General features: G+C 60.9%; 23 protein-coding genes. 14 read left to right on the top strand and 9 right to left on the bottom strand.

The window, feature by feature from the left end; genetic code table 11:
- Positions 1–12: 12 nt before the first annotated feature.
- The 3 genes from J0663_RS27860 to J0663_RS27850 all read right to left on the bottom strand — a co-directional run bounded on the left by J0663_RS27860 (position 13) and on the right by J0663_RS27850 (position 1,460).
- Complete coding sequence (locus tag J0663_RS27860) at positions 13–735, bottom strand: glutathione S-transferase (RefSeq protein WP_207245651.1); 723 nt, start codon at positions 733–735, stop codon at positions 13–15.
- A 2-nt stretch (positions 736–737) separates the two neighbouring features.
- Complete coding sequence (locus J0663_RS27855) at positions 738–1,028, bottom strand: DUF3175 domain-containing protein (RefSeq protein WP_207245650.1); 291 nt, start codon at positions 1,026–1,028, stop codon at positions 738–740.
- Positions 1,029–1,145: 117 nt separating this feature from the next.
- A complete protein-coding gene (locus tag J0663_RS27850) occupies positions 1,146–1,460 on the bottom strand; it encodes a plasmid stabilization protein (RefSeq protein ID WP_207245645.1) in 315 nt (104 codons plus the stop codon).
- Positions 1,461–1,634: 174 nt separating this feature from the next.
- On the opposite strand from J0663_RS27850, the gene J0663_RS27845 reads away from it, so the two are divergent.
- Positions 1,635–2,006: a hypothetical protein gene (locus J0663_RS27845; RefSeq protein WP_207245644.1), complete on the top strand. Its 372-nt coding sequence runs from the start codon at positions 1,635–1,637 to the stop codon at positions 2,004–2,006.
- Between the two features lie 101 nt (positions 2,007–2,107).
- Here J0663_RS27845 and J0663_RS27840 read toward each other — a convergent pair whose 3' ends face one another.
- The 5 genes from J0663_RS27840 to J0663_RS27820 all read right to left on the bottom strand — a co-directional run bounded on the left by J0663_RS27840 (position 2,108) and on the right by J0663_RS27820 (position 6,626).
- Positions 2,108–4,852, bottom strand: a complete 2,745-nt coding sequence (locus tag J0663_RS27840; protein WP_207245643.1) for a hybrid sensor histidine kinase/response regulator — start codon at positions 4,850–4,852, stop codon at positions 2,108–2,110.
- A 212-nt stretch (positions 4,853–5,064) separates the two neighbouring features.
- Complete coding sequence (locus J0663_RS27835; protein WP_207245642.1) at positions 5,065–5,238, bottom strand: hypothetical protein; 174 nt, start codon at positions 5,236–5,238, stop codon at positions 5,065–5,067.
- Between the two features lie 9 nt (positions 5,239–5,247).
- The gene (locus J0663_RS27830; RefSeq protein WP_207245641.1) at positions 5,248–5,427 is read right to left on the bottom strand and encodes a hypothetical protein; all 180 of its coding nucleotides are present in this window, start codon (positions 5,425–5,427) and stop codon (positions 5,248–5,250) included.
- Between the two features lie 139 nt (positions 5,428–5,566).
- On the bottom strand, positions 5,567–5,842 hold the full coding sequence (locus tag J0663_RS27825; RefSeq protein ID WP_207245640.1) for a DUF2934 domain-containing protein: 276 nt from the start codon (positions 5,840–5,842) through the stop codon (positions 5,567–5,569).
- A gap of 142 nt (positions 5,843–5,984) precedes the next feature.
- Positions 5,985–6,626 carry a UdgX family uracil-DNA binding protein gene (locus J0663_RS27820; RefSeq protein ID WP_207245639.1) on the bottom strand — a complete coding sequence of 214 codons (642 nt, stop codon included), beginning with the start codon at positions 6,624–6,626 and terminating at the stop codon, positions 5,985–5,987.
- A gap of 163 nt (positions 6,627–6,789) precedes the next feature.
- Between J0663_RS27820 and J0663_RS27815 the strand changes: the two genes are divergently transcribed.
- Positions 6,790–8,253, top strand: a complete 1,464-nt coding sequence (locus tag J0663_RS27815) for a phospholipase D-like domain-containing protein (RefSeq protein WP_207245637.1) — start codon at positions 6,790–6,792, stop codon at positions 8,251–8,253.
- Between the two features lie 186 nt (positions 8,254–8,439).
- Positions 8,440–9,255 (top strand): endonuclease/exonuclease/phosphatase family protein, encoded by an 816-nt coding sequence (locus J0663_RS27810; protein WP_207245636.1) that lies wholly within the window; start codon positions 8,440–8,442, stop codon positions 9,253–9,255.
- Between the two features lie 6 nt (positions 9,256–9,261).
- Here the strand turns inward: J0663_RS27810 and J0663_RS27805 are convergent, their stop codons facing one another.
- Positions 9,262–9,840 carry a hypothetical protein gene (locus J0663_RS27805; protein WP_207245635.1) on the bottom strand — a complete coding sequence of 193 codons (579 nt, stop codon included), beginning with the start codon at positions 9,838–9,840 and terminating at the stop codon, positions 9,262–9,264.
- A gap of 355 nt (positions 9,841–10,195) precedes the next feature.
- On the opposite strand from J0663_RS27805, the gene J0663_RS27800 reads away from it, so the two are divergent.
- From J0663_RS27800 to ku (J0663_RS27750), 11 genes are all read left to right on the top strand, one after another.
- The gene (locus tag J0663_RS27800; RefSeq protein ID WP_207245634.1) at positions 10,196–11,227 is read left to right on the top strand and encodes an ABC transporter ATP-binding protein; all 1,032 of its coding nucleotides are present in this window, start codon (positions 10,196–10,198) and stop codon (positions 11,225–11,227) included.
- 163 nt (positions 11,228–11,390) lie between these two features.
- Entirely contained in the window at positions 11,391–12,386 is a 996-nt protein-coding gene (locus J0663_RS27795) for a Fe(3+) ABC transporter substrate-binding protein (RefSeq protein WP_375337263.1), read from the top strand.
- 54 nt (positions 12,387–12,440) lie between these two features.
- On the top strand, positions 12,441–14,099 hold the full coding sequence (locus J0663_RS27790; protein WP_207245632.1) for an ABC transporter permease: 1,659 nt from the start codon (positions 12,441–12,443) through the stop codon (positions 14,097–14,099).
- A gap of 176 nt (positions 14,100–14,275) precedes the next feature.
- A complete protein-coding gene (locus tag J0663_RS27785) occupies positions 14,276–14,998 on the top strand; it encodes a FadR/GntR family transcriptional regulator (RefSeq protein ID WP_207245631.1) in 723 nt (240 codons plus the stop codon).
- Entirely contained in the window at positions 14,995–16,167 is a 1,173-nt protein-coding gene (locus J0663_RS27780; RefSeq protein ID WP_207245630.1) for a PLP-dependent transferase, read from the top strand. The genes J0663_RS27785 and J0663_RS27780 overlap by 4 nt, the downstream gene beginning before the upstream one ends.
- Before the next feature lie 35 nt (positions 16,168–16,202).
- Entirely contained in the window at positions 16,203–17,462 is a 1,260-nt protein-coding gene (locus J0663_RS27775; protein WP_207245629.1) for an ABC transporter substrate-binding protein, read from the top strand.
- Positions 17,463–17,674: 212 nt separating this feature from the next.
- Positions 17,675–18,610 carry a carbohydrate ABC transporter permease gene (locus tag J0663_RS27770; RefSeq protein WP_207245627.1) on the top strand — a complete coding sequence of 312 codons (936 nt, stop codon included), beginning with the start codon at positions 17,675–17,677 and terminating at the stop codon, positions 18,608–18,610.
- Positions 18,611–18,613: 3 nt separating this feature from the next.
- Entirely contained in the window at positions 18,614–19,444 is an 831-nt protein-coding gene (locus J0663_RS27765) for a carbohydrate ABC transporter permease (RefSeq protein WP_207245626.1), read from the top strand.
- Between the two features lie 5 nt (positions 19,445–19,449).
- Positions 19,450–20,508, top strand: coding sequence for an ABC transporter ATP-binding protein (locus J0663_RS27760; protein WP_207245624.1), 1,059 nt, complete (start codon positions 19,450–19,452; stop codon positions 20,506–20,508).
- Positions 20,509–20,733: 225 nt separating this feature from the next.
- Entirely contained in the window at positions 20,734–21,633 is a 900-nt protein-coding gene (gene ku / locus J0663_RS27755) for a non-homologous end joining protein Ku (protein WP_207245623.1), read from the top strand.
- Between the two features lie 12 nt (positions 21,634–21,645).
- Complete coding sequence (ku, locus tag J0663_RS27750; protein WP_207245617.1) at positions 21,646–22,464, top strand: non-homologous end joining protein Ku; 819 nt, start codon at positions 21,646–21,648, stop codon at positions 22,462–22,464.
- The last annotated feature ends 2 nt before the right edge of the window (positions 22,465–22,466 follow it).

The following is a 22,466-nucleotide window of genomic DNA, read 5'->3' as shown; positions in this document are numbered from 1 at the left end:
ACGGCTATCACCTCATTCCGTGCTGTCGAGCTCAGGATAATGCCTGAAAATCCCCTCCTCGTTGAAAGCCAGGCGGCGAGGGGAGGCGAGATAGCGGGCGATGTTCGGACGCCTTGCTATCCTATCATGCAGGGCAAGCAGCGCGGGGTATTCCGCCTTGCGTTTCGCCATGGCTTTCGGAAAGGCATAGGTCAGACCCTCGATCACCTGGAACAGCGAGAGGTCGACATAGGTGAGCGCATTGCCGATGATATGATCGGGACCCTTTGGATTCCGCTTCAACACACGCTCGAAATAGCCGAGAAATTTAGGGATCCGTTGGCGGATGAAGGCGGCCGAGCGGGCTTTTGCCTCCGGCTTCTGGTCTTCGTAATAGAGCGACATGTCGATCGGGTGGTGCGTGTCGTGGGCTTCGGCGACGAAGTCGGTGATGGTGAGCTGCAGGCCGTTGACGACATAACGAAGGCTTTCGTCCGCTGGCGCCAGCCCGAGCTTGGGGCCGAGGTATAACAGGATGTTGGCCACATGCGGGATAATGAGGTCGCCGTCCTTCAGGAAGGGTGGGGCGAAGGGAAGGTGCGGCTCGGATTTGCTCTTCATGATGTCGAGCATGGCGCCCGTACCCTGGGGCTGCCGCGTGACGTCGATATAATCCGCGCCGGCTTCTTCCAGCGCCAGACGCACGAATTCGCCGCGGCCTTGAATGCCGTCCCAGTAATAGAGCTCGTATGTCATCCTCAATGCTTCGGCTGACGACCGAAGTCCTTTCGCAATTCGTCCTTGGCTTTTTCCACCGTGCCGCGCCGTTTTTTCGACAGCTGGTCGCCGGCGCGATTGATGTAAAAGGTCAGCATCGACATTGCGGCGCGGAAAGGGCTCGACTTGCGGCGATCGCTCTCCTCGGCGGAGTGCTTGACGGAGCGGGCGATCTTCTTCGGATCGTCCGATTTGAATACGCCTTCCTTCAGGTCCATCGCGTCGCTGTGTTCGGTCACGTCCTGAGACCATTTCTTCTTCGATTTGGCCATGACTGCAAATCCTCGTTGAAGCGCGCCGCGATCTTTCAGTCTCGCGTGACGCGCTTTCGGTCTTTGTTCCGGCATGTCCTGGTCGCAAAACCGCTGCACGGTCTTGCAGGGCATGCTCTAGTGGTGGCTGTGGTGTTCATTGCGCTTGCGCGTGGCGGCGGCCTTCTTGGCGGAGGCGGAGCGTTCCTCTTTCGAGCGCGCGGCGGATGCGGCACCCCCGGCTCGGCCGCCCTTTTCGGAGGATACATGCGTATCCTTCTTGCCGCGGCCGGAGCCGGATTTATTGCCGCCGCCGCTTTCCTTGTTGACCGTCGCCCAGGCACGCCGTTCGGCTTCTTTGTCGGAGACGCCACGCTCCTCGTAGCTTTCCTCGATATGCTCGGCCTTGCGCTTCTGCTTGTCCGTATAGTCGGATTTGTCTCCTCGCGGCATCTTCGCCTCCTCTGGTTTGCAAAAGGATCGACTGCGGATGGTAAGCGAATCCAACCCCCGCGGAGCACGAAAGTTCCCCAATGGTCATTGTCCCGGATTTCGGAACAAAAGCTGGTTTTGTCAGGTTTTCGAGCGAAAGCCTGGATAAGCCGCCTACAGGAAGGAGCCGAGAACATGGAAAAACACATCGTCAAGGCCGATGGAATCGGCGCGATCGACGTGAACGGCCAGGTATCGCCGGTCACCTATACCGTCAGGGTCAAGGAAGGGAAGGGACCCTCCTTTGAGGTCGATATTCGCCTGATGGCGCCGCGCGACTGGTTGTTGCAGAAAGGCTTCAACAGAGATGCCGTGCTTGTCAGCCAGAGCGGCGCCCGCATTCCCGTCTATCACCATGATGGCAATCATCACGATGACGGCCATCATCATGACGGTCGCCTCGATCCCGCCGACGCGGTCTCGATCGAATTGTCGGCGCGCGACGACAGCTGCATCAGCGAGGTCGACCTCAGGCGCAAATATCCCGAATTCGACGGCGCGGGCTAGAGCGGTGTGGCTTTTCACGGCAGCGCAGAACCGTTCGAACCTTTTGTTTTACGCAACTCTCGACAAAGCGCTTTGCGCTGCCTGGGAAAACAATTCTAAGCTCACCCGGAAAGGCGTTCGGCGCGGGGCCGCTGCTGGTCGGCGGTCTTGACCGCCCGGTCGAGCGTGGCGCTGTTGTAGGGTTTGGTCAGCAGCACCGAGCCGGAGAAGCGATCCGCGTCAGGCAGGTCGCTGTCGCCGGTGGCAAAGACCAGGCCGACCGACGGAAGGACCTCCCGCGCCTTGGCGGCAAAGGCAGAGCCCGATATGCCGGGTAGGCCGACATCGACGACGATGATGTCGATCGAGGCCTGGCCAAGGATGTCCACGCCCTGTTCGCCGCTGTCGGCCTCGATGACGTCATAGCCGAGATCCTGCAGGATCTCGGCCGTATCCATGCGGATGAAGGCGTCATCCTCGACGAGCAGCAGCTTCAGCTTTCCGGCCGTTCCGGGACCCCCTGGATCAGAATGTCTTGAGTTGGACACCGGGGTATCAGCCTCCGCCTGACGGCGTTGCGGCCGGTTGGCGAGCACCTGGCGGATCTTGCGGGCGAGCTCCTCGCGCGTATAGGGCTTGGACAGCAGCTCCAGGCCCGGATCGAGCCTGCCGCCATGAACGATCGAGTTTTCGGTATAACCCGACGTGTAGAGCACGGCGATATCGGGCAGCCGCTGACGTGCCATACGCGCCAGCTCCGGGCTCCTCAAGGGGCCGGGCATGACGACATCGGTAAACAGCAGGTCGATATGGGCGCCGCTTTCGATGACGGTGAGCGCGCTTTGCGCATCCTTTGCCTTCAGCACGTAATAGCCGAGATCCGACAGCATTTCGATGACCGTGGCGCGAACGCCTTCGTCGTCCTCGGCGACAAGGATGGTTTCGGTCCCGCCGGTTGCCGGCAGGGTGTCGGCCGCCGTGGCGCGATCCTCACTGCGGAACGAGCGGGCGAGGTAGAGTTTGACGGTCGTGCCTTCGCCGATCTCGCTGTAGATCTTCACGTGGCCGCCGGACTGCTTGACGAAGCCATAGACCATCGACAGGCCGAGACCGGTGCCCTTGCCTTCCGGTTTGGTCGAGAAGAAGGGCTCGAAGGCCTGCTCCTTGACGTCCTGTGTCATGCCGGAGCCGGTATCGGTGACGGCGAGCACCACATATTGGCCGGCCTTCACTTCAGGATGGGTGCGGCTGTAGGTTTCATCGAGGAAGGCGTTGCCGACCTCGATCTTCAGCTTGCCGATGCCATTCATCGCGTCGCGCGAGTTGATCGCGAGGTTGAGCAGGGCGTTTTCGATCTGGACCGGATCGGCGAAGGTGTTCCAGAGGCCGCCGGAGACGACGGTTTCGACTTCGATCTCCTCGCCGAGGGCGCGACGCAACATATCGTCCATGCCGATGACCAGGCGGCCGATGTTGATGACCTTCGGTTCCAGCGGCTGGCGGCGGCCGAAGGCGAGCAGCTGACTTGCCAGCCGCGAGCCGCGTTCGACGGCGGCAAGCGCATTCGAAATGCGCTCCTTGGCCCGGCTGTTCTCCGCCACGTCCTTGCCGAGAAGCTGCAGATTGCCTGAGATCACCTGCAGCAGATTGTTGAAGTCATGGGCGACGCCGCCGGTGAGCTTGCCGATCGATTCCATCTTCTGCGACTGCTGGAGCGCGGCTTCCGCCTGCTGACGATCGGCGATCTCGGCCGCGACGCGGACCTCGAGCATTTCGTTGAGTTTGCGCAACTGATCTTCTATGGCGCGGCGCTGGTCGATCTCGACTTTGGCTGCTCGGAAGAGCCGGATATTGTCGATCGCGACGGCTGATTGGCCGGCGAGGCTGACGAGGCTCGCCTCGGCCGCTTGAGAAAAGCGGCCGGGCGCGCCGTGGCCGAAGAACAAGCCGCCGATGACGCTGCCGTCGCGCGATTTTACCGGCACGGCAAGATAGCTCCTGACCGGCAAATGCCCCTTCGGCATGCCGGCATGCGGTGCATTCTGCCCGTAGCGCGGGTCGAGCAGGATGTCGTCGGAGCGCACGATGCCTTCGCCGCTGAAGGTCGGCTCAAACACCTTGGTATTGCGTGGCATCGGGAATTTTTCGAAGTTCTTCCGGTCGACGCCGGAGAGCGCGTAAAGCATGTAGCTGCCGCCATCGCCATCATCGACATTATAGAAAAAGGCCCCGAATTCGGCACCCGTCAGCGTCACGCCGGCATCGACGACGATCTGGGTGAGACGTTCGACATCGGGCTCGACGGTGATGGCGGCGCCCGCCCGGTTGACGACTGCAAGCGCTTCCGACTTGGCGCGCAGTTCTTCAAGCGCCAGCTTCTCACCCCGCTTGGCCGCCACCTGGTCCGTGACGTCGAGGGTCGCGCAGAGGATGCCGGCGATTGTGCCGTCATCGTCGCGCAGCGGCGTATAGGAGAAGGTGAACCAGGTATCCTCGGTGCGGCCGTCGCGGCGCATCGGGATGAGCAGCTCTTTGAAGAGCTGCGGCCTGCCTTCGAGCGTGCTGGCGACGATCGGCGAGAACTGCTCCCAAATATCCGCCCAGACGTCGCGGAAGGGTCTTCCGAGCGCGGCGGGATGCCGCTCGGGAAAAACAGATACGTAGGCGTCATTATAGAGAAAGGCGAGATCCGAACCCCAGGCGACGAATTTCGGCTGCCGCGAATTCAATACCATTTCGGCAATATGCTTGAGGGAAGCAGGCCAGCTTTCGACCGGTCCGAGACCGACGGCGTCAAAGGCCGGATGCCGCAATAATTCGCCGATTTCGCCGCCGCCTCTCGGCCAGCCGTTGCCGACGCTTCCCATTCAAAACCGCTTCCCTGTCGCCCGCCGCGCCAGCGGCAGCCATTAAAAGTTCTACAGATCCTATGCGCGTCTGAAAAGACGTCCGGTCCGTGGGGGTTTTTCTCGTCCAACCGTCAACATAGAGGCTTGTGATGGCAGGGAAAGGGTTCGGTCGAAATTACGTACCGCCTGATGTTCCCCAGTTTAGCCGTGGTTGGGCGCGGGCTGAGCCGTTATTTTCGGTCGAATTTTTGCGTGGCTGCGAAGGCGCGGCCGATGTCGAAGGAGGGCAGTCGCAGGGGCGTGCGGGAATCGCGGAAAACCAGTCCGACGAGATTGTCGACGACGAGGATGAATCCGAGTGCCAGGCCGAGATAAAGCAGAGCGGCGGTGACGAGGAGCGACATTTCCATACCTCACACGATCACGCCGGACGCGCGGCCGCGGGCTGCGAGAGGCGTGACGAAGAGCATTGCGATCTGCCCGTTCACGGCCGCTTCCGAGGTTTCGCTGTAGACGAATTTTGGACGGTCTCGTTCCCGGCTTGCGGGCAAAGGTTCAACTTTTTTTGGAAGCCTCAAAGCGTGCAGCGTCATCCGGCCTTTGTTTCACCCCCGCGTGGAAAACCCGCCTACACAATTCCATAAAACACAACTAATTCAGACATATGACAAAGAACGGCCGAAGGGCGTCGTGAAGACGCCCTTTTTGTCGATGTGATCGGTAGTCCAGTGTTCAGGACGCCGTCTTGCGGCTCGCAGTCCGCTTGGGCGCCGGCGTGACGCCGCCGTTCGTCTTGGCACCTGTTGCGGCACGCTTCGTGGCCGTTGCGGCGCGTTTGGCCTTGGGTTTGGCTTCTTTGCCGTTGGAAGAGGCAGCAGAGCCTTCGAGCGCTTCGCGCTCGTGCCGTGCCTGGTCCCAATGGATGGAATCTCGCCCTGTCGGATAACCCTCTTCTTCCCAAAGGGCGTATGCACGTTTTTTGATCCACTCTTCCCGAGTTTCTGCCATCGCTGATCTCCAGTCACATAATGCCGTCGTTCGAACGCGATACTGCCTGGATGGTTCCAGAGGAGGGGCGCTGTTTCAAGCGAAATCGAGCTGCAACCGTAAATATTTCGCGTCGCAGCATATCAAGGTTGAAAATCGGCGTTCACCGAGGCTGAAATTCCGCCGCCTTGTGCAAATCTGACACGAAAGCACGGCGCTGCCGTTCCCGCTCCGCCTCGTCGCGGATGCGCAGGAGAAAGGAGGGATGGATGGTGACCAGAACGGGCGGGTGGTTTGCCGGTTGCAGGATATGGCCACGCTCTGGCGTTAATTTCACCTTAGGCCCGAGCAGCGCATAAAGCGCGCTGGCGCCGAGCGCCACGACGAGTTTCGGCTCGAGGATGTTGACCTCCGCGCCGAGCCACCAGGCGCAACGCCGGATCTCACCGGCATTGGGTTTGGCATGCAGGCGCCGTTTGCCTCGCGGCGTGAACTTGAAGTGCTTGACGGCATTGGTGACATAACAGCGCTCGCGGTCGAGTCCGGCCTCTTCGAGGCAGTGATCGAGCAGGTGGCCGGCGGGACCGACAAAGGGTCGGCCCGTCAGGTCTTCCCGGTCGCCCGGCTGCTCGCCGACCAGAACGATCCCGGCGTTCTCAGCCCCTTCGCCGAAGACGATTTGTGTGGCGTTCCTGTAGAGATCACAGCGGGTGCAGCCTTCGGCCTGCTGCCGGAGTTCGGCAGTGCTTTCTGCATCCGCGACGTCGAGCGCCAAAGCGGGACCGAGCGTTGCGACAACCTTCATGACAGCGATCCTTGTCTCACCGGATCAATCGATCCGGGCGGGGATTGTTCCTCGCCGCGGAATGGGGACCTGGCCGGCAAATGAACCCGGCGAAAAATTTCGCGTCATGGGAGAGGGGCGGTGCGATTGAACGCCATCGTTTCGCGGCTATATTTGGCGAGCGATGTTCTATCTCCTGTCGACCTACTGGCCGCATATCCTCTTTGTCGTTTCGATCGCCATGGGGGCCGCGGCGGCGATCCATGCCGCCATGACCAAGGAGGAGGTGCGCGCGGCGATCGGCTGGGTCGGCGTCATCATCCTCTCTCCGATCGTCGGCGCGCTGCTCTATGCGATTGCCGGCATCAATCGCATCCGCCGCAAATCGCTGAGCATCCGCCGCGACTCGCTGCTGCGGGCGGCCGAAATCGACGAGCTCGAGACCTTCGATGCCGAGGCCGAGACGGTGATCAGCCAGTTTGGCCGCCGCTTTGCGGCGCTGCAGACGCTCGGCGACCGGGTGACCCGCAATCCGCTGACATCGGGCAATTCGATCGACGTGCTGGAGACCGGCGACGAGGCCTATGCGGCGATGAAGTCGGCGATCGACGAGGCGACGCGCAGCATTCTGCTCGAAACCTACATATTCGATCGCGACGTCATCGGGCTTCGCATCGCCGATGCGCTGATAGCGGCGGTGAAGCGGGGTGTCACGGTTCGGGTGTTGATCGACGCCGTCGGCGCACGCTATTCGGTGCCGAGCATACTCGGCCATCTCAAGGAAGGCGGCGTCACCGTGGCCGTCTTCAACGGCAATGTCATCATGGGCCTGCGGCTGCCCTATGCCAATCTGCGCACTCACCGTAAGATCCTGATCGTCGACGGCCGTATTGCGCTGACAGGCGGAATGAACATCCGGGCCGGTTTCAGCGAGGAGGCGACCGGCGAGACCTTTGCCCATGACACGCATTTCAGCGTCACCGGCCCCGTCGTGGCCGACCTTTTCGACATAGCCGCCGAGGACTGGCGCTTCACCACCGAGGAACTGTTGATCGAAGAGGCCTGGCGTATCGAACCGCCTGAGCGCAACCCCGGCGATCCGATCCTGATGCGCGTCGTCGCCTCGGGGCCGGACCGCAGCCTCGAGACCAACCACAAAATGCTGACGGGCGCCTTTTCCGTCGCGCGCCAATCGATCCGCATCATGTCGCCCTATTTCCTGCCGGACCGTGAACTGATCGGCGCCCTGGTGACGGCCGCGCGGCGCGGCGTCGAAGTCGATATCGTCGTGCCTGCCGTCAACAACCTTCTGCTGGTCGACCGGGCGATGACCGCGCAATTCGATCAGATCCTCAAGAATTACTGCCGCATCTGGCGCTCGACCGGCAGCTTCAGCCATTCGAAGCTTTTGACGATTGACGGCACCTGGGCCTACGTCGGCTCTTCCAATCTCGATCCGCGTTCGCTCAGGCTGAATTTCGAGGTCGACCTCGAAGTGCTGAACGAGGGTTTCGCCGCCGAGATCGACGAGCATATCGAGGAAACCCTAAAATCGGCAACGCCGGTGACGCTGGACGGCTTGCGCGCGCGGCCCTTCCCGGTGCGGCTGATCGAGAAGGTGCTGTGGCTGGGATCGCCCTATCTCTAAGGCATGTCGCTCAAAACTGTGCAGCTGTTTTGGGAGGACGACATGCATGAAAACAAAATTTGGCGCTCGCATGATTTAAAGTCGACGCAACGCGCCTTTTTTGCGCCCGGACATGGCAAGTTCCGCTCGGCCGCCTATACTGCGGAGTGAGTAGCCTTTCGATCAACGAAACAAGTGTGCCGTTCGATGCACGCCAAAAAAGACAGTCTTCCCGCCAGCATTCTCGCCTCGATCCGGAGCAGGAAAAAGCGGCTCGACGCGGCGCATATGGAGGCACGGCCGCGCGGCGCCGGCACGCTGATCGCCTCCTACAACGTGCACAAATGCGTCGGGACCGATCGCCGCTTCGATCCGGAGCGCACCAGCCGGGTGATCCATGAAATCGGCGCCGACGTGATCGCGCTGCAGGAGGCCGATACCCGTTTCGGCGAGCGCACCGGCATTCTCGACCTCGGCAGGCTGGAGCGGGAGACGGGGCTGATCCCCGTGCCGGTGGCCGGCATGGCAAAGGCGCATGGCTGGCACGGCAATGTCGTGCTGTTCAAGAAGGGACTGGTGCATGACGTCCATCAAGTCAAGCTGCCGGGGCTGGAGCCGCGCGGGGCGCTGGTCGCCGAGATCGAGCTCGAAGAGGGCGGGGTGCTGCGCATCATCGCCGCGCATTTCGGCCTGCTGCGCCACAACAGAGCCCAGCAGGCCCGCACATTGGTCGACCTCATCAACGACCGGCACGAGATGCCGACCATTCTGCTCGGCGACCTCAACGAATGGCGTCTTGGCGACCGCTCCTCGCTCAACACCTTCCAATCCGCCTTCGGCGAGCTGCCGCCGGCCGTACCGAGCTTTCCCGCCGGTCTGCCGCTCCTGGCGCTCGACCGCATCATCGCCAACCGCAAGGGGATCATCACCGAGGTCGAAGCGCATGATACGCCGCTGGCGCGCATCGCCTCCGATCATTTGCCAATCAAGGCGCTTGTCGACCTGAAGCCGGCGGGCGGTTAGCAACATTCATTTGGAGCGGAAAAAACCGACGAGACGGCGAAACCGCTCGGCGGCCCGCAGCTGCGGATCGATGATTTCGGGTGAAGAAGGCGCAGTCAGTCGCTCAAGCCGAGGCAAGAGGAACGCAGCCCATTCGTCAAGATCGCTTTTGCTGAAATAAGGCAGCCAGACGTCGGCGGGAGCCTCCCATTGTCGCATATTTGCACGCGCGAGATCGCCGAGCTTGACCAAGACGGTTCCGCCGTTATCTCCGACAACTTCGATTTCCGGATCAGGATCGGGCCTGGGAAGCCGCGCGATGATCTGTTCTTCCAGAGCTTGGCCAACCGCGCGATCCGTCTCGTCCAGGCGACGAAGTATTCTTGTGTCGCCGGCGGAACCGGTGCCCTCGGTCAGGTTGATCGTAAATTTGGCGCCCATGACGGCGTTCGAATATTGCGAGACCTGCAGCCAACAAGCCCTTCCGCCCCTGGCAAAGCTGCACTTGCCGGCCGCTTGCGTTTCCCAGCCGAGCTCCCGAAACTTCGGAGCCAGCAGCGACCGCATATGCCGGTGAAAGTCTTTGCTTTTGAGGTAGTCGCGCATGCTTCTGTCTCCAGGGGCTGTGCTTCGCGCCGCAACATCTCACGGGGCTTTTGAAGGCACAAGGAAGCCTGCGTGGTGGAAAGGCGTCTATCGGCGCTGACGCCCGAAAGCCATGTGATGCGACTTCGGAAGGTTGCCGGTGATCCCCTGCTGTATTCTCGGCATAGCTGATGGTGGAACAGCGTCGCGCCCTCGTCGCCGAAATCGAGCTCGAACAGGGCGGGGTGCCGCGATTTTGAGCAGCAGATCTCTCATCTGTTTGCGAGACAGATTGCGCTTGTCCCGACCTGCCTCGGTATGTTCTAGGAGTGTTCCAGGACTTGCACTGAAACCACCGGCGGGCATGAAAGCTGCAATGAGCGAAATCGCAGTACGAATGGAAAAGGTTACCCGTCGCTTCGGCACCACTCCAGCCGTGCGCGATCTTTCTCTTCATATTCGGCGCGGAGATGCGGTTTCTCTCGTCGGCCATTCCGGTTGCGGCAAGTCTACGCTGCTGCGCATGATCGCCGGTGTCGAGATACCTGAATCAGGCCGCATCTTTCTCGAAGGCCGCGAGGTCGCAAGTTCGGCTAATTTTGTCGAACCGGAGGCTCGTGGCGTCGGCTTCGTCTTCCAGGACTATGCTCTCTTTCCGCATCTGAGTGTCCGCGACAATATCCTCTTCGGTCTCAAGCGACATCCGAAGAGGGAAGCAGCGGCGCGGACAGAGGAGCTGATCAGCAAGGTCGGAATCGAGCATCTAACGCATCGCTATCCGCACACCCTCTCCGGCGGCGAACAGCAGCGTGTTGCGCTGGCCCGCGCCCTGGCACCCCGGCCGAGTATCGTGCTGATGGACGAGCCCTTTTCCAATCTGGATCAGGGTCTGCGCGGCAAGGTGCGCAGCGACACCTTGAACCTGTTGAGGACACTTGGCACGACCGTGATCATCGTGACGCATGATCCCCAGGAAGCACTTTCCGTCGGCGACCAGGTGGTCTTGATGCGCGCAGGTGAAATTGTCCAGTCCGGCTCAGCCTACGATCTGCACGACCGCCCAACTAATGCTTACGCGGCAGAGTTTTTTTGCGCGTCCAGCAAAGTTCCCGGCGTTTACCGGGGCGGATGGATCGAGACGGCGATCGGTAACTTCGCCTATACGCTCGATCGTCCACCGGCAAGTTCGGTGACCGTTTATATCCGGCCGCATGCAATTGCGCTGTCACCCGGCTCGGGAATCCCCGCTCGCATCGAGAACCGTGTTCTGCATGGTGAATTCGAGCAGATCACGTTGATGGTTGATGGCCTCGATGTGCCGCTTAATGCGAGAGCCTTGGAGCGGCTGCCCATCGATGCCGAGAATATTGAGATCTCAGTCCTCCCCGAGCGGCTGCTGGCTTTTTGACAGCCCGCCTGCGAGCGCATTCTGCTGGCACTTTCATCAAGTTTCCGTGATATTTGGCTTGAAGTTCCAGAGTAAACTTGACTTTCAGGGTCATGAACTGTTGCAAGCAATGCGCATTCATTCGCGGAGGGACATAATGAATTCGCGCTCGATCCTTACATCCATGCTGCTTGCCGCTTCGGCGCTGATGTCGCCTGGAATCGCTGCCGCCGCCGAAATCAATCTCTATACGACCAGAGAACCGGCCCTGATCGCACCTCTTCTGGGGGCATTCAGCAAATCGACCGGTACGAAGGTCAATACCATTTTCCTGAAGGACGGCCTCGCGGAGCGTGTCGCCTCCGAAGGCGCCAGCTCGCCAGCTGACATCCTGATGGCCGTCGATGCCGGCAACCTTGTCGATCTGGTCGATAAAGGCGTAACGCAACCGGTCGAATCGCCTGTCCTGAACTCGGCCATCGCGGAACAGCTGCGTGATGCCAAGGGCAACTGGTTTGCACTATCGATGCGCGCCCGCGTGCTTTATGCCGCCAAGGATGCTGACATCAGCACATTTAACTACGAGGAGCTCGCCGATCCCAAATGGAAGGGCAAGATCTGCATACGCTCGGGCCAACACCCCTATAATACGGCACTGTTTGCCGACTACATCGCCCATTACGGCGCGGAGGAAACCGAGAAATGGCTGACCGGTGTCAAGGCCAATCTCGCCCGCAAGGCAGCCGGCGGTGATCGCGATGCGGCTAAGGATATCCTCGGCGGCATTTGCGATATCGGTATCGCAAACTCCTATTATGTTGGCCTCATGCGGTCCGGCAAGGGCGGTGAAGAGCAGGTCAAATGGGGCGAGGCCATCAAGGTCATCCTTCCGACCTTCAAGAATGGCGGCACGCAAGTGAATATCAGCGGCGCGGCAATCGCCAAGCATTCGCCGAACAAGGCTGAAGCCGTCAAACTTCTCGAATATCTCGTCTCCGACGAAGCGCAGAAGATCTATGCCGAGGCCAATTACGAATATCCCGTGAAAGCGGGCGTCGCGGCCGATCCGATCATCGCGTCCTTCGGTGAACTCAAGATCGACAGCAAGCCGCTGTCCGAAATCGTCAGCCATCGCAAGCAGGCGAGTGAACTCGTGGACAAGGTCGGCTTCGACAACTAAGGACAAGGAAGGCGCCGCTGAGAGGCGCCTTCCCTCCCGAGAATGGATCCAGTGATGATTACCAGCCAGGCGCCCGCCCGCTCTGCAAAGCGCCCTGGCGGGGTATGGCTGACGATTGCCGGTATTATCGCGCTCATCGCCATTCTGCCGATCGGGGGATTGATTCTCGAAGCTTCGAAAGGCTCGGCGGGTCTTTGGGGACATCTTTTCGCGACCGTCCTGCCGGTCGCGCTTCTCGACACCGTCATCCTCCTTGCGGGAGTCGGTGTCATCACTGCCGTGGTTGGCACGACGACGGCATGGCTGGTGACGGCTTATGATTTTCCCGGCAGGCATGCTCTCGAATGGATGCTGCTTCTGCCGCTGGCCGTTCCGACCTATATCGTCGCCTATGCCTATCTGGATATATTGCATCCGATCGGCCCGGTGCAGGATGCCGTGCGCTGGCTGCTCGGCTATGAGAGTCCGCGCCAGTTTCGCCTTCCAGACGTCCGTTCCAAGGCCGGCTGTATTTTGCTTCTCGGAATCGTCCTCTACCCCTATGTCTACATCCCCACCCGGGCGATGTTCCTCACCCAATCCGGAAATCTGGTCGATGCAGCGCGCACGCTCGGCACGTCTCGCCGCGCGGTCTTCTGGCGGGTCGCCCTGCCGCTCGCGCGCCCGGCCGTTGCCGTGGGTATCAGCCTTGCTCTGATGGAAACGTTGAACGATATCGGTGCCGCCGAATTCCTCGGTGTTCGGACAATCACCGTCTCCATCTATACGACCTGGATCACCCGCTCCGATTTATCAGGAGCGTCGCAGATCGCCCTTGCCCTTCTTCTAATCGTCGTCGCCATTGTTGCGGTAGAGCGATGGGCGCGACGCAAGCAGCGCTACTCAATCGATGTGCGCCGGATGCGGAGTTTCCAACCGCGGCGGGTGTCCTTGGGAAAGGGCATAATGCTGTTTCTGGGCGGTCTTCTGCCGGTCATCCTAGGGTTCGCCGCGCCCGCGCTCTATCTCTTGATCGAAGCGGCAAAACGCTATCGGTTCGCCGGCATATCCTCTCGCATCATCGATGAGGCCGTGAACACGCTCGTTATAGCCACCCTGGCGACAACGGCGACCGTCATCCTTGGGCTTCTCGCTGCCTACGCTACCCGCCTGCGCCCCGGTCAGCGGTCCTCCTGGCTCCTGCGCTGTTCCACAATGGGTTATGCTGCTCCCGGAACTGTGGTCGCCATCGGCGTGCTGATCGTGCTTGGCGGGCTCGATCAGCTTATCGATCGGGCCGCTCTTTCCTTGTTTGGTGTGTCGACTGGCCTGCTCCTTATGGGATCGGGTGCTGCCGTCATTTATGCGCTCATCGTGCGGTTTCTGGCGATCTCGGCCGGCAGTATAGAAGCCGGTCTCTCACGCATTTCCCTCTCGCTTGATCATGCTTCGCGTTCGCTGGGCCAATCCACCGCAGGCACCCTGCGATACGTGCATTTGCCGCTCTCGAAGGCGGCAATCTCGGCTGCCGCCCTGCTGGTCTTCGTCGATTGTGTGAAGGAACTGCCGGCGACGCTGCTCCTGCGCCCGCTCAATATCGAAACTTTTGCAACTCATCTCTATGGAGAGGCCGCGAGAGGCACTTACGAGGAAGCCTCGATTGCAGCGCTCGCCATCGTGCTGATCGGCATTCTGCCGGCCATGTTGCTGTCGCGAATCGGACGTATCCGCTAGCAGGCCGACCACGACCCTCAGGCAAAGCTCAGACGGTAAATTGCGCACCCTGCTCCGGCAATTTGGAGGGCGGGACTAGAAATCCACGTCGCGGGCTTGACGTATTGCACCACTTGCGAAATGCTAAGATGTCAGACCAATTTCCAGTCTGGCTGCCTGATAGAAAATGGGGAACCATGAAGGCAAATCGCAGCGAGAGGCCGGTGATCCGGCCGCTTCCCGTTATCGACCGCGCGCGTCAGGTGACCGATGCGCTTGCGGATTATGTGGAGGAAGCGCGGCTGCAGGCGGGCGACCGGCTGCCGGCGGAGCGGGAGCTGATGGCGGCGCTTGCGGTGGGACGTTCGACCATTCGCGAGGCGATCCGGCATTTCCAGGCACTCGGCGTCATCGAAACCCGCAAGGGCAGCGGCACCTATCTCCTGAAGCCGGTTTCCAGGGCGACGATCCATATGCCGCTGTCCTTCGACGCGCTGCATCTGCGCGACGCGCTGCTGCAGACGCTCGAGGTCCGCCGCGGCATCGAATGCGAAGCGGGCATGGTCGCAGCCCGGCGGCGCACCGAGAAGGACCTTGTCGTCATCGAGGAGAAGCTCAACGAGATGGAGCGGGTGCACTTGGAGAAGGGCACCTCCGGGCCGGAGGATCTCGCTTTCCATCTCGCCGTCTATGACGCCACCCACAATCCGCTGTTTCGCCAGCTGCTCGAGCAGATGCGCGAGACCTTTGAGCGCTTCTGGGAGCATCCGTTCGACCGGCAGGATTTCGCCCGCCGGTCCTTTCCCTTTCACCGCACGCTTTTCAACGCGATCGTCGCCCGGGACGCGGAGGCGGCGCGGGCGGAAACATTGAAAATTCTCGACATCGTCGAAGAAGACATCAAGGAAATGTCCAAATGAGCAACGGCGCAGATCCGTTCGATCTTGCTTCCCTCATCACCGCCCATGACGACGGCAACTTTGCCGACGCCGTCGTGCCGCCGATCTTCCAGACTTCGCTTTTCACCTTTTCCGATTACGACGAGATGATCGCCGCTTATCGCGGCGAGAAGGTGCGGCCGACCTATACGCGCGGCCTCAACCCGACGGTGCGCGCCTTCGAGGAAATGCTGGCCAAGCTCGAAGGCGCGGAGGACGCGCTTGGCTTTGCGAGCGGCATGGCGGCGATTTCCTCGGCCGTGCTGAGTTTCGTCGAGCCGGGCGATCGCATCGTCGCCGTTCGACACGTCTATCCCGACGCCTTCCGCCTGTTCGGCACCATTTTGAAGCGGATGAAGATCGAGGTTACCTATGTCGACGGCCGCGACGAGGAGGCGGTGGCGAGGGCGCTGCCCGGCGCCAAGCTCCTGTACCTGGAAAGCCCGACGAGCTGGGTGATGGAGGCGCATGACGTCGGGGCGCTCGCAGCACTCGCCAAGCGGCACGGCGTCGTCTCGATGATCGACAACAGCTGGGCGAGCCCGTTCTTCCAGCGGCCGTTGACGCTCGGCGTCGATCTCGTCATCCATTCCGCCTCCAAATATCTAGGCGGCCACAGCGATGTGGTGGCGGGCGTCGTCGCCGGTTCGAGGGAAATGATCGCGCGCATCAAGGCCGAGGCCTATCCCTATCTCGGCGGCAAGCTTTCGCCTTTCGACGCCTGGCTGTTGATCCGCGGCCTGCGGACGCTGCCGCTGCGGATGAAGGCCCATGAGGCCTCCGCCCTGGAGATCGCCAAACGCCTGCAGAAGCTCCACGTGGTGGAGACGGTCTGCCACCCCGGGCTTGCCAACCGTCTGCCGGCCGGGCTCAACGGCACCTCGGGCCTGTTTTCGTTCATTTTCCAAGAAGGCGTCGATATCCGCGCCTTCGCCGATCGCCTCAAGCTCTTCAAACTGGGAGTGAGCTGGGGTGGGCATGAAAGCCTGATCGTACCGGGCGAGGTGGTGCTTCAGCAGAAGGCGCAACCCAATTCCGCGCAAACCTTTGGAATCCATGCGCGATCCGTACGCCTCCATGTCGGCCTCGAAGGAACCGAGGCCCTGTGGAGGGACATCGAGGAGGCGCTCGCCGCCGCCTCACGATCCTGAAACCTCGAGAGAAACCTAAAAAGGGGGAACTGAGCATGAAAAAACTAATAATCGCCACGCTCTTTGCTTCGATGATGGCGGGCACGGCCTTTGCCGATACGACGCTGAAGCTTGTCGAAGTCATCACCAGCCCGGAGCGCACCGAAACGCTGAAATCGATCGTCGGCAAGTTTGAGGCCGCCAATCCCGGCACCAAGGTCGACATCATCTCGCTGCCCTGGAACGAAGCCTTCCAGAAATTCGCGACCATGGTGTCGGCAGGTGATGTTCCTGACGTGATGGAGATGCCGGACACCTGGCTGTCGCTCTATGCCAATAACGGCATGCTCGAAAGCCTCGAGCCCTATCTCGAAAAGTGGGAGCACACTGGGGAATTGACGCCGCGCGCCCTCGAACTCGGCCGCGATGTCAAGAACACCGCCTATATGCTGCCCTACGGCTTCTATCTCAGAGCGATGTTCTACAACAAGAAGCTGCTTTCGGAGGCCGGCGTGGCCCAGCCGCCGAAGACGCTGGACGAGTTCACCGCCGCGTCCGAAAAAGTCTCCAAGCTGCCCGGCAAATACGGCTACTGCATGCGCGGCGGCCCGGGCGGCCTCAACGGCTGGATGATCTTCGCCGCCACGATGGCGGGCGACAATACATACTTCAAGGAAGACGGTACCTCGACGATGAACAGCCCCGGCTGGGCCAAGGGCATCGAATGGATGGTCGATCTCTACAAGAAGGGCTATGCGCCGAAGGACAGCGTCAACTGGGGCTTCAACGAAGTCGTCGCCGGCTTCTATTCCGGCACCTGCGCTTTCCTCGACCAGGATCCCGATGCGCTGATCGCCATCGCCGAGCGCATGAAGAAGGAGGATTTCGGTGTCGCGCCGCTGCCGAAGGGTCCTGACGGCAAGTCCTTCCCGACCATCGGTTATGGCGGCTGGTCGATGTTTTCGACGAGTGGCAACAAGGATCTCTCCTGGAAGCTGATCGCCACCCTCGAAGGGCCGGAAGGCAATATCGAGTGGAACAAGCGCATCGGCGCCCTGCCGGCCTATACGGCGGCAGAGAAGGACCCCTTCTATGCCGGTGACCAGTTCAAGGGCTGGTTCGAGGAACTGGCGGATCCGAACACGGTGCCGACGGTCATGCCGACCTATCTGGAAGAGTTCGCCTTCTTCAAGGATTCGCTGGCGATCAAGACCTCGCAACAGGCCCTGCTCGGCGATATCTCGGCGAAGGACCTGGCCGACCAATGGGCGGACTATCTGACCAAGGCGCAGCAGAAGTTCTTGTCGAAGAAATAGCTAACGGGCGTCGAGCTGGAGGCCCCCTCATCCGCCTGCCGGCACCTTCTCCCCGCTGGGGAGAAGGGAATATGCCGCAACGTTTCCGTCCCCTTCTCCCCTCGAGGAGAAGGTGGCCCGAAGGGTCGGATGAGGGGGCTCCGACCTCCCACTTCAGAAGTATACTCAGGCAAGAATCTCCAACCGGGTAAGACAATGGAAACTGCAATTCGATGACCATTTCCGCCGATATGCTCGACATGCGCCGCGACCGCAGACCATGGCTGCGTCGTCTTGCCGATGCCTCGGAGCCCTATCTCTACAGCGCGCCGTCCCTGATCCTGATCATCGCGGTGATGCTTGTGCCGCTGACGCTCGGGCTGTCCTATGCCTTCCGCGACATCCAGCTGCTCAACCCCTTTTCCGGTGGCTTCGTCGGCCTCGAGCATTTCCGCGAGCTTGCAAGTGATGCGGCCTTCTACGGCGCGCTGAGGAATACGCTCTGGTGGACCGGCGCTTCCGTAGTCCTGCAATTTGCCTTCGGGCTGATCCTGGCCCTGTTGCTCGACAAGCCGTTCCCGGGCCGGGCGCTCGCGCAGGCGCTCGTCTTCCTGCCCTGGGCGGTGCCGTCCTTTCTCGCCGGCCTGAACTGGGCCTGGCTGTTCAACCCGGTCATCGGGCCGATCCCGCACTGGCTTTTCGGGCTCGGGCTGATGCAGGAGCCGGGCAACATCCTCTCCGATCCGAATTATGCGATGTGGGGCCCGATCGTCGCTAATGTCTGGTGGGGTATTCCCTTCTTCGCCATCACGCTGCTTGCTGCCCTGCAGGCCATCCCGCGCGATCTCTACGAGGCGGCGTCGATCGACGGCGCCGGCTGGTTCCAGCGCTTCCGCTCGATCACCCTGCCGTTTCTCGCGCCGACGATCGCCATCACCGTGCTCTTGCGCACCGTGTGGATCTCCAATTTCGCCGATCTCATCGTCGTGATGACCAATGGCGGTCCGGCCGACCGGACGCAGATTGTCGCCAGTTACATCTTCACGACCGCCTTCAAGCGGCTTGATTTCGGTTATGCCTCGGCGATCGCGCTGGTGCTGCTGGCGCTGCTGCTCGCATATTCGATGCTGATCATCCTGCTGCGGCAGACGCTGCTGAACAAGGATTGAGACATGAGACGATCCGTCATCCCCACGATCGCGCACCGTCTGGCAATTCTCTGCTACATCGCCTTCGCGCTCTTTCCGCTGTTCTGGCTGCTCAAGGTCTCGGTGACGCCAAACGATCTGCTCTATACCGAGGGCGTGCGCCTGTGGCCGTCGCGCACGAGCTGGGATCATTATGCTTTCGTGCTGCAGCACAGCGCCTTTCCGACCTTCTTCAAGAACAGTCTGATCGTCTCGGCCTCGACGGCGGTGACCGTGACGATCTGCGCCTCACTCTCGGGCTACGCGCTGTCGCGCTTCAATTTCCGAGCGAAATACTGGATCGTGGCGCTGATGCTGCTGACCCAGATGTTTCCGCTCGTCATGCTGGTCGCCCCGATCTTCAAGATCCTGTCGCCCTTGCATCTGACCAACAGCCTGACCGGGCTCGTCATCGTCTACACCGCCTTCAACGTGCCCTTCGCCACCTTCCTGATGCAGTCCTTCTTCGACGGCATTCCGAAGGACCTCGAAGAGGCGGCGATGATCGATGGGGCGACGCAGTTCACGGCGTTTCGCCAGATCATCCTGCCGCTGACGCTGCCCGGCATCGCCGCGACGCTCGGCTTCGTCTTCACCGCCGCCTGGAGCGAATTGCTGTTTGCGCTGATGCTGATCAACGGCAATGACGCGGCGACTTTCCCGGTCGGGCTTCTCACCTTCGTTTCGAAATTCTCGGTGGATTTCGGGCAGATGATGGCGGCGGGCGTCATGGCGCTCATTCCGGCCGGCCTCTTCTTCCTGCTCATCCAGCGTTATCTCGTCCAGGGCCTGACGGCCGGCGCGGTCAAGGGTTAAACAGAATGGCATCGATCGATATCCAGAATATCCGCAAAGCCTATGGCCACGTGCAGGTGCTGCACGGCGTCGACCTGTCGATCAGGGACGGCGAATTCGTCGTGCTCGTCGGCCCCTCCGGCTGCGGCAAGTCTACGCTGTTGCGCATGATCGCCGGATTGGAGGATGTCACATCAGGCGAAATCCGCATCGCCGGCGGTCGGGTCAACGAGTTGCACCCCAAGGACCGCGACATTGCCATGGTGTTCCAGTCCTATGCGCTCTATCCGCACATGAACGTCGCCGGCAATATGAGCTACAGCCTGAGGCTGCGGAAGACCGCCAAGGAGAAGATCACAAGCGCGGTGGCTGCCGCCGCAGCCAAGCTCGGCCTTGACCCGCTGCTCGAACGGCGGCCGAAGGCGCTTTCGGGTGGCCAGCGCCAGCGCGTCGCCATGGGCCGCGCCATCGTGCGCCAGCCGAAAGCCTTCCTGTTCGACGAGCCGCTCTCCAATCTCGACGCGCGCCTGCGCGAGCAGATGCGCGCCGAAATCAAGAAGCTGCACGGCGAGCTGAAGGCGACCTCGATCTACGTTACCCATGACCAGATCGAGGCGATGACTCTCGCCGACCGGATCGTCGCCATGCATGGCGGCGTCGTCCAGCAGGTCGGCAGCCCGCTGGAACTCTACGACCGCCCCGCCAATCTGTTCGTTGCCGGTTTCATCGGCTCGCCGGGTATGAACTTCCTGGAGGCCAGCTATACCGCAGGCGGCGTAAAGCTGCAGGACGGAACGATCGTGCCGCTGGCGAAGCCGCTGCGGCTTTCAGAAGGCGCGAAGGTGACGCTCGGCATTCGGCCGGAGCATGTGCTGATGACGAATGACGGAACCGGGCTTGCCACCGATGTGGAACTCGTCGAACCCACCGGCTTCGGCATCATCCTGCATCTTGCCCTGCATGGCCTGCCATTCAAGATCTTCACGCTCGACCGGGAAGCGCTGAAGGCGGGGCCGAAGATCAATGTCGCCTTCCCGCCCCAATATCTGCACGTGTTCGATGGCGAGGGACGACGCGTCGACTAGGGAATCGAGCCCAGAATCACGCCTCAGGCGTCCCTGTCTCTGGTTGTTCCTATCGCAAAGACACCTGGCTAAAAAAAGATCAATCGGATTCAAGGGGATAGGCGAGACTCGGAAAACGCGTGAATCATTCTCTCTAAGCTATTGAAATTTGATTCGTTTTGATTCGGAACCAATCGTAAAGTGATTCGGTTGACTCGCACTGGTTGCGGCAGGAGCGCGTACGAAATGGTTGCCCCGAGAGCGAATTGGAAAGGCTTTATCAAGTTCGGAGAGGTGGCTTTCCCGGTGGCGCTCTATACCGCCGCCTCCACATCCGAGCGTATCGCATTTCATACTCTGAACAGGAAGACCGGCAACCGCGTCCGCCGGGAATTTGTGGACGGCGAGACCGGCGATCCGGTCGAACGCGAGGACCAGGTCAAGGGTTTCGAGATCGAAGATGGGCGCTACGTCGTCCTCGAGCCCGAGGAGGTCGCGGCCGCCATACCTGAAAGCGACAAAACGCTGAAGGTGGAGGCCTTCATTCCTTGTGACGAGGTCGACGACGTCTATTTCGACAAGCCTTATTATCTGGCTCCCGACACGATGGGCAGCGACGCTTTCAAGCTCCTCAGGGATGGCATGAAGAAGGCCAAGGTCGCGGCTATCGCCCGGACGGTGCTGTTCCGGCGCCTGCGAACCCTCCTCATCCGCCCCCATGGCAAGGGGCTGATCGGCTCCACTTTGAACTTCGATTACGAGGTCCGCTCCTCCGAGAAGGCTTTCGAGGAGATGCCGGATCTCAAGATTGAAGGCGAGATGCTGGAGCTTGCCAAGCACATCATCAACACCAAGAAGGGCGAGTTCGATCCGAAGCAATTCGACGACCGTTACGAAGCCGCCGTCGCCGAATTGGTAAAGGCCAAGATCGAAGGCCGCAGCTTGCCAAAGAAGAAGGCGCCGCCGGCTGCGAAACCCAACGACCTGTTACAGGCGCTGCGCGAAAGCGCCGGCATGGCGACGCCGGCCAAAACGAAGCGCACCGCTGCAAATGCCAATGCCGGAAAGAGCAGGCAGAAGGCCGCGCGCGCGTCGACGACGAAATCACGCAGCCCCGGTGGCGCCCACCAGCGCCGCGCCGGGTGATCGGAGGTTGCCATGGCAATCCGGCCATACTGGAAAGGTTACCTGAAGCTGTCGCTTGTCACCTGCCCGGTGCAGATGATGCCGGCCACGTCCGAAAACGAGAAGGTGCGCTTCCACACGCTCAATCGCGCAACCCAGAACCGAGTGATCAGCCACTATGTCGATGCCGTCACCGGCAAGGACGTGAAGGATGAAGATGAAGTGAAAGCCTATCAGCGTGGCGAGAACGAATATGTCATGCTGGAAGACGAGGAACTGGAGAACGTCGCGCTCGAAAGCACCAAGACGATCGATATCGAGGTCTTTACACCGCGCAACGGCGTCGACTGGATATGGCTCGACACGCCCTATTATCTTTCGCCTGACGATCCGGTCGGCCAAGAGGCATTCTCGGTGATCCGCGATGCGATGGCGGCCGAGGACATGGTCGGGATCTCGCGGCTGGTGATTGCCCGCCGCGAGCGCGCCGTGATGCTGGAGCCACGTGGGAAGGGCATCGTCCTTTGGACCCTGCGTTACGGTGACGAAGTCCGCGGCGCCGATAGTTATTTCGAACGTGTCGACGATCAGCCGGCGGACAGCAAGATGATGCCGCTCGTTCAACAGCTCATCAAAAAGCAGACGCAGCACTGGAACCCGAAGATGGTATCCGATCCGGTGCAGGATAGGCTGCTTGATCTTATCGAATCCAAGAAGAAACAGATGAAAAAGCCTGTCGGAGCCAAGTCCAAGGGCAAGGGAAAAGTCGAGCCGGCTCCCAGCAACGTCATCAACATCATGGACGCCCTGCGTAAATCCGTCGATGCCGAGAACCGACCTGGCAGACATTAAGC

The sequence above is a fragment of the Rhizobium lentis genome, assembly GCF_017352135.1.
GTDB lineage: Bacteria > Pseudomonadota > Alphaproteobacteria > Rhizobiales > Rhizobiaceae > Rhizobium > Rhizobium lentis.
Note: the sequence above shows the minus strand (reverse complement) of the source record. Positions and strands in the feature narration are given on the sequence as shown.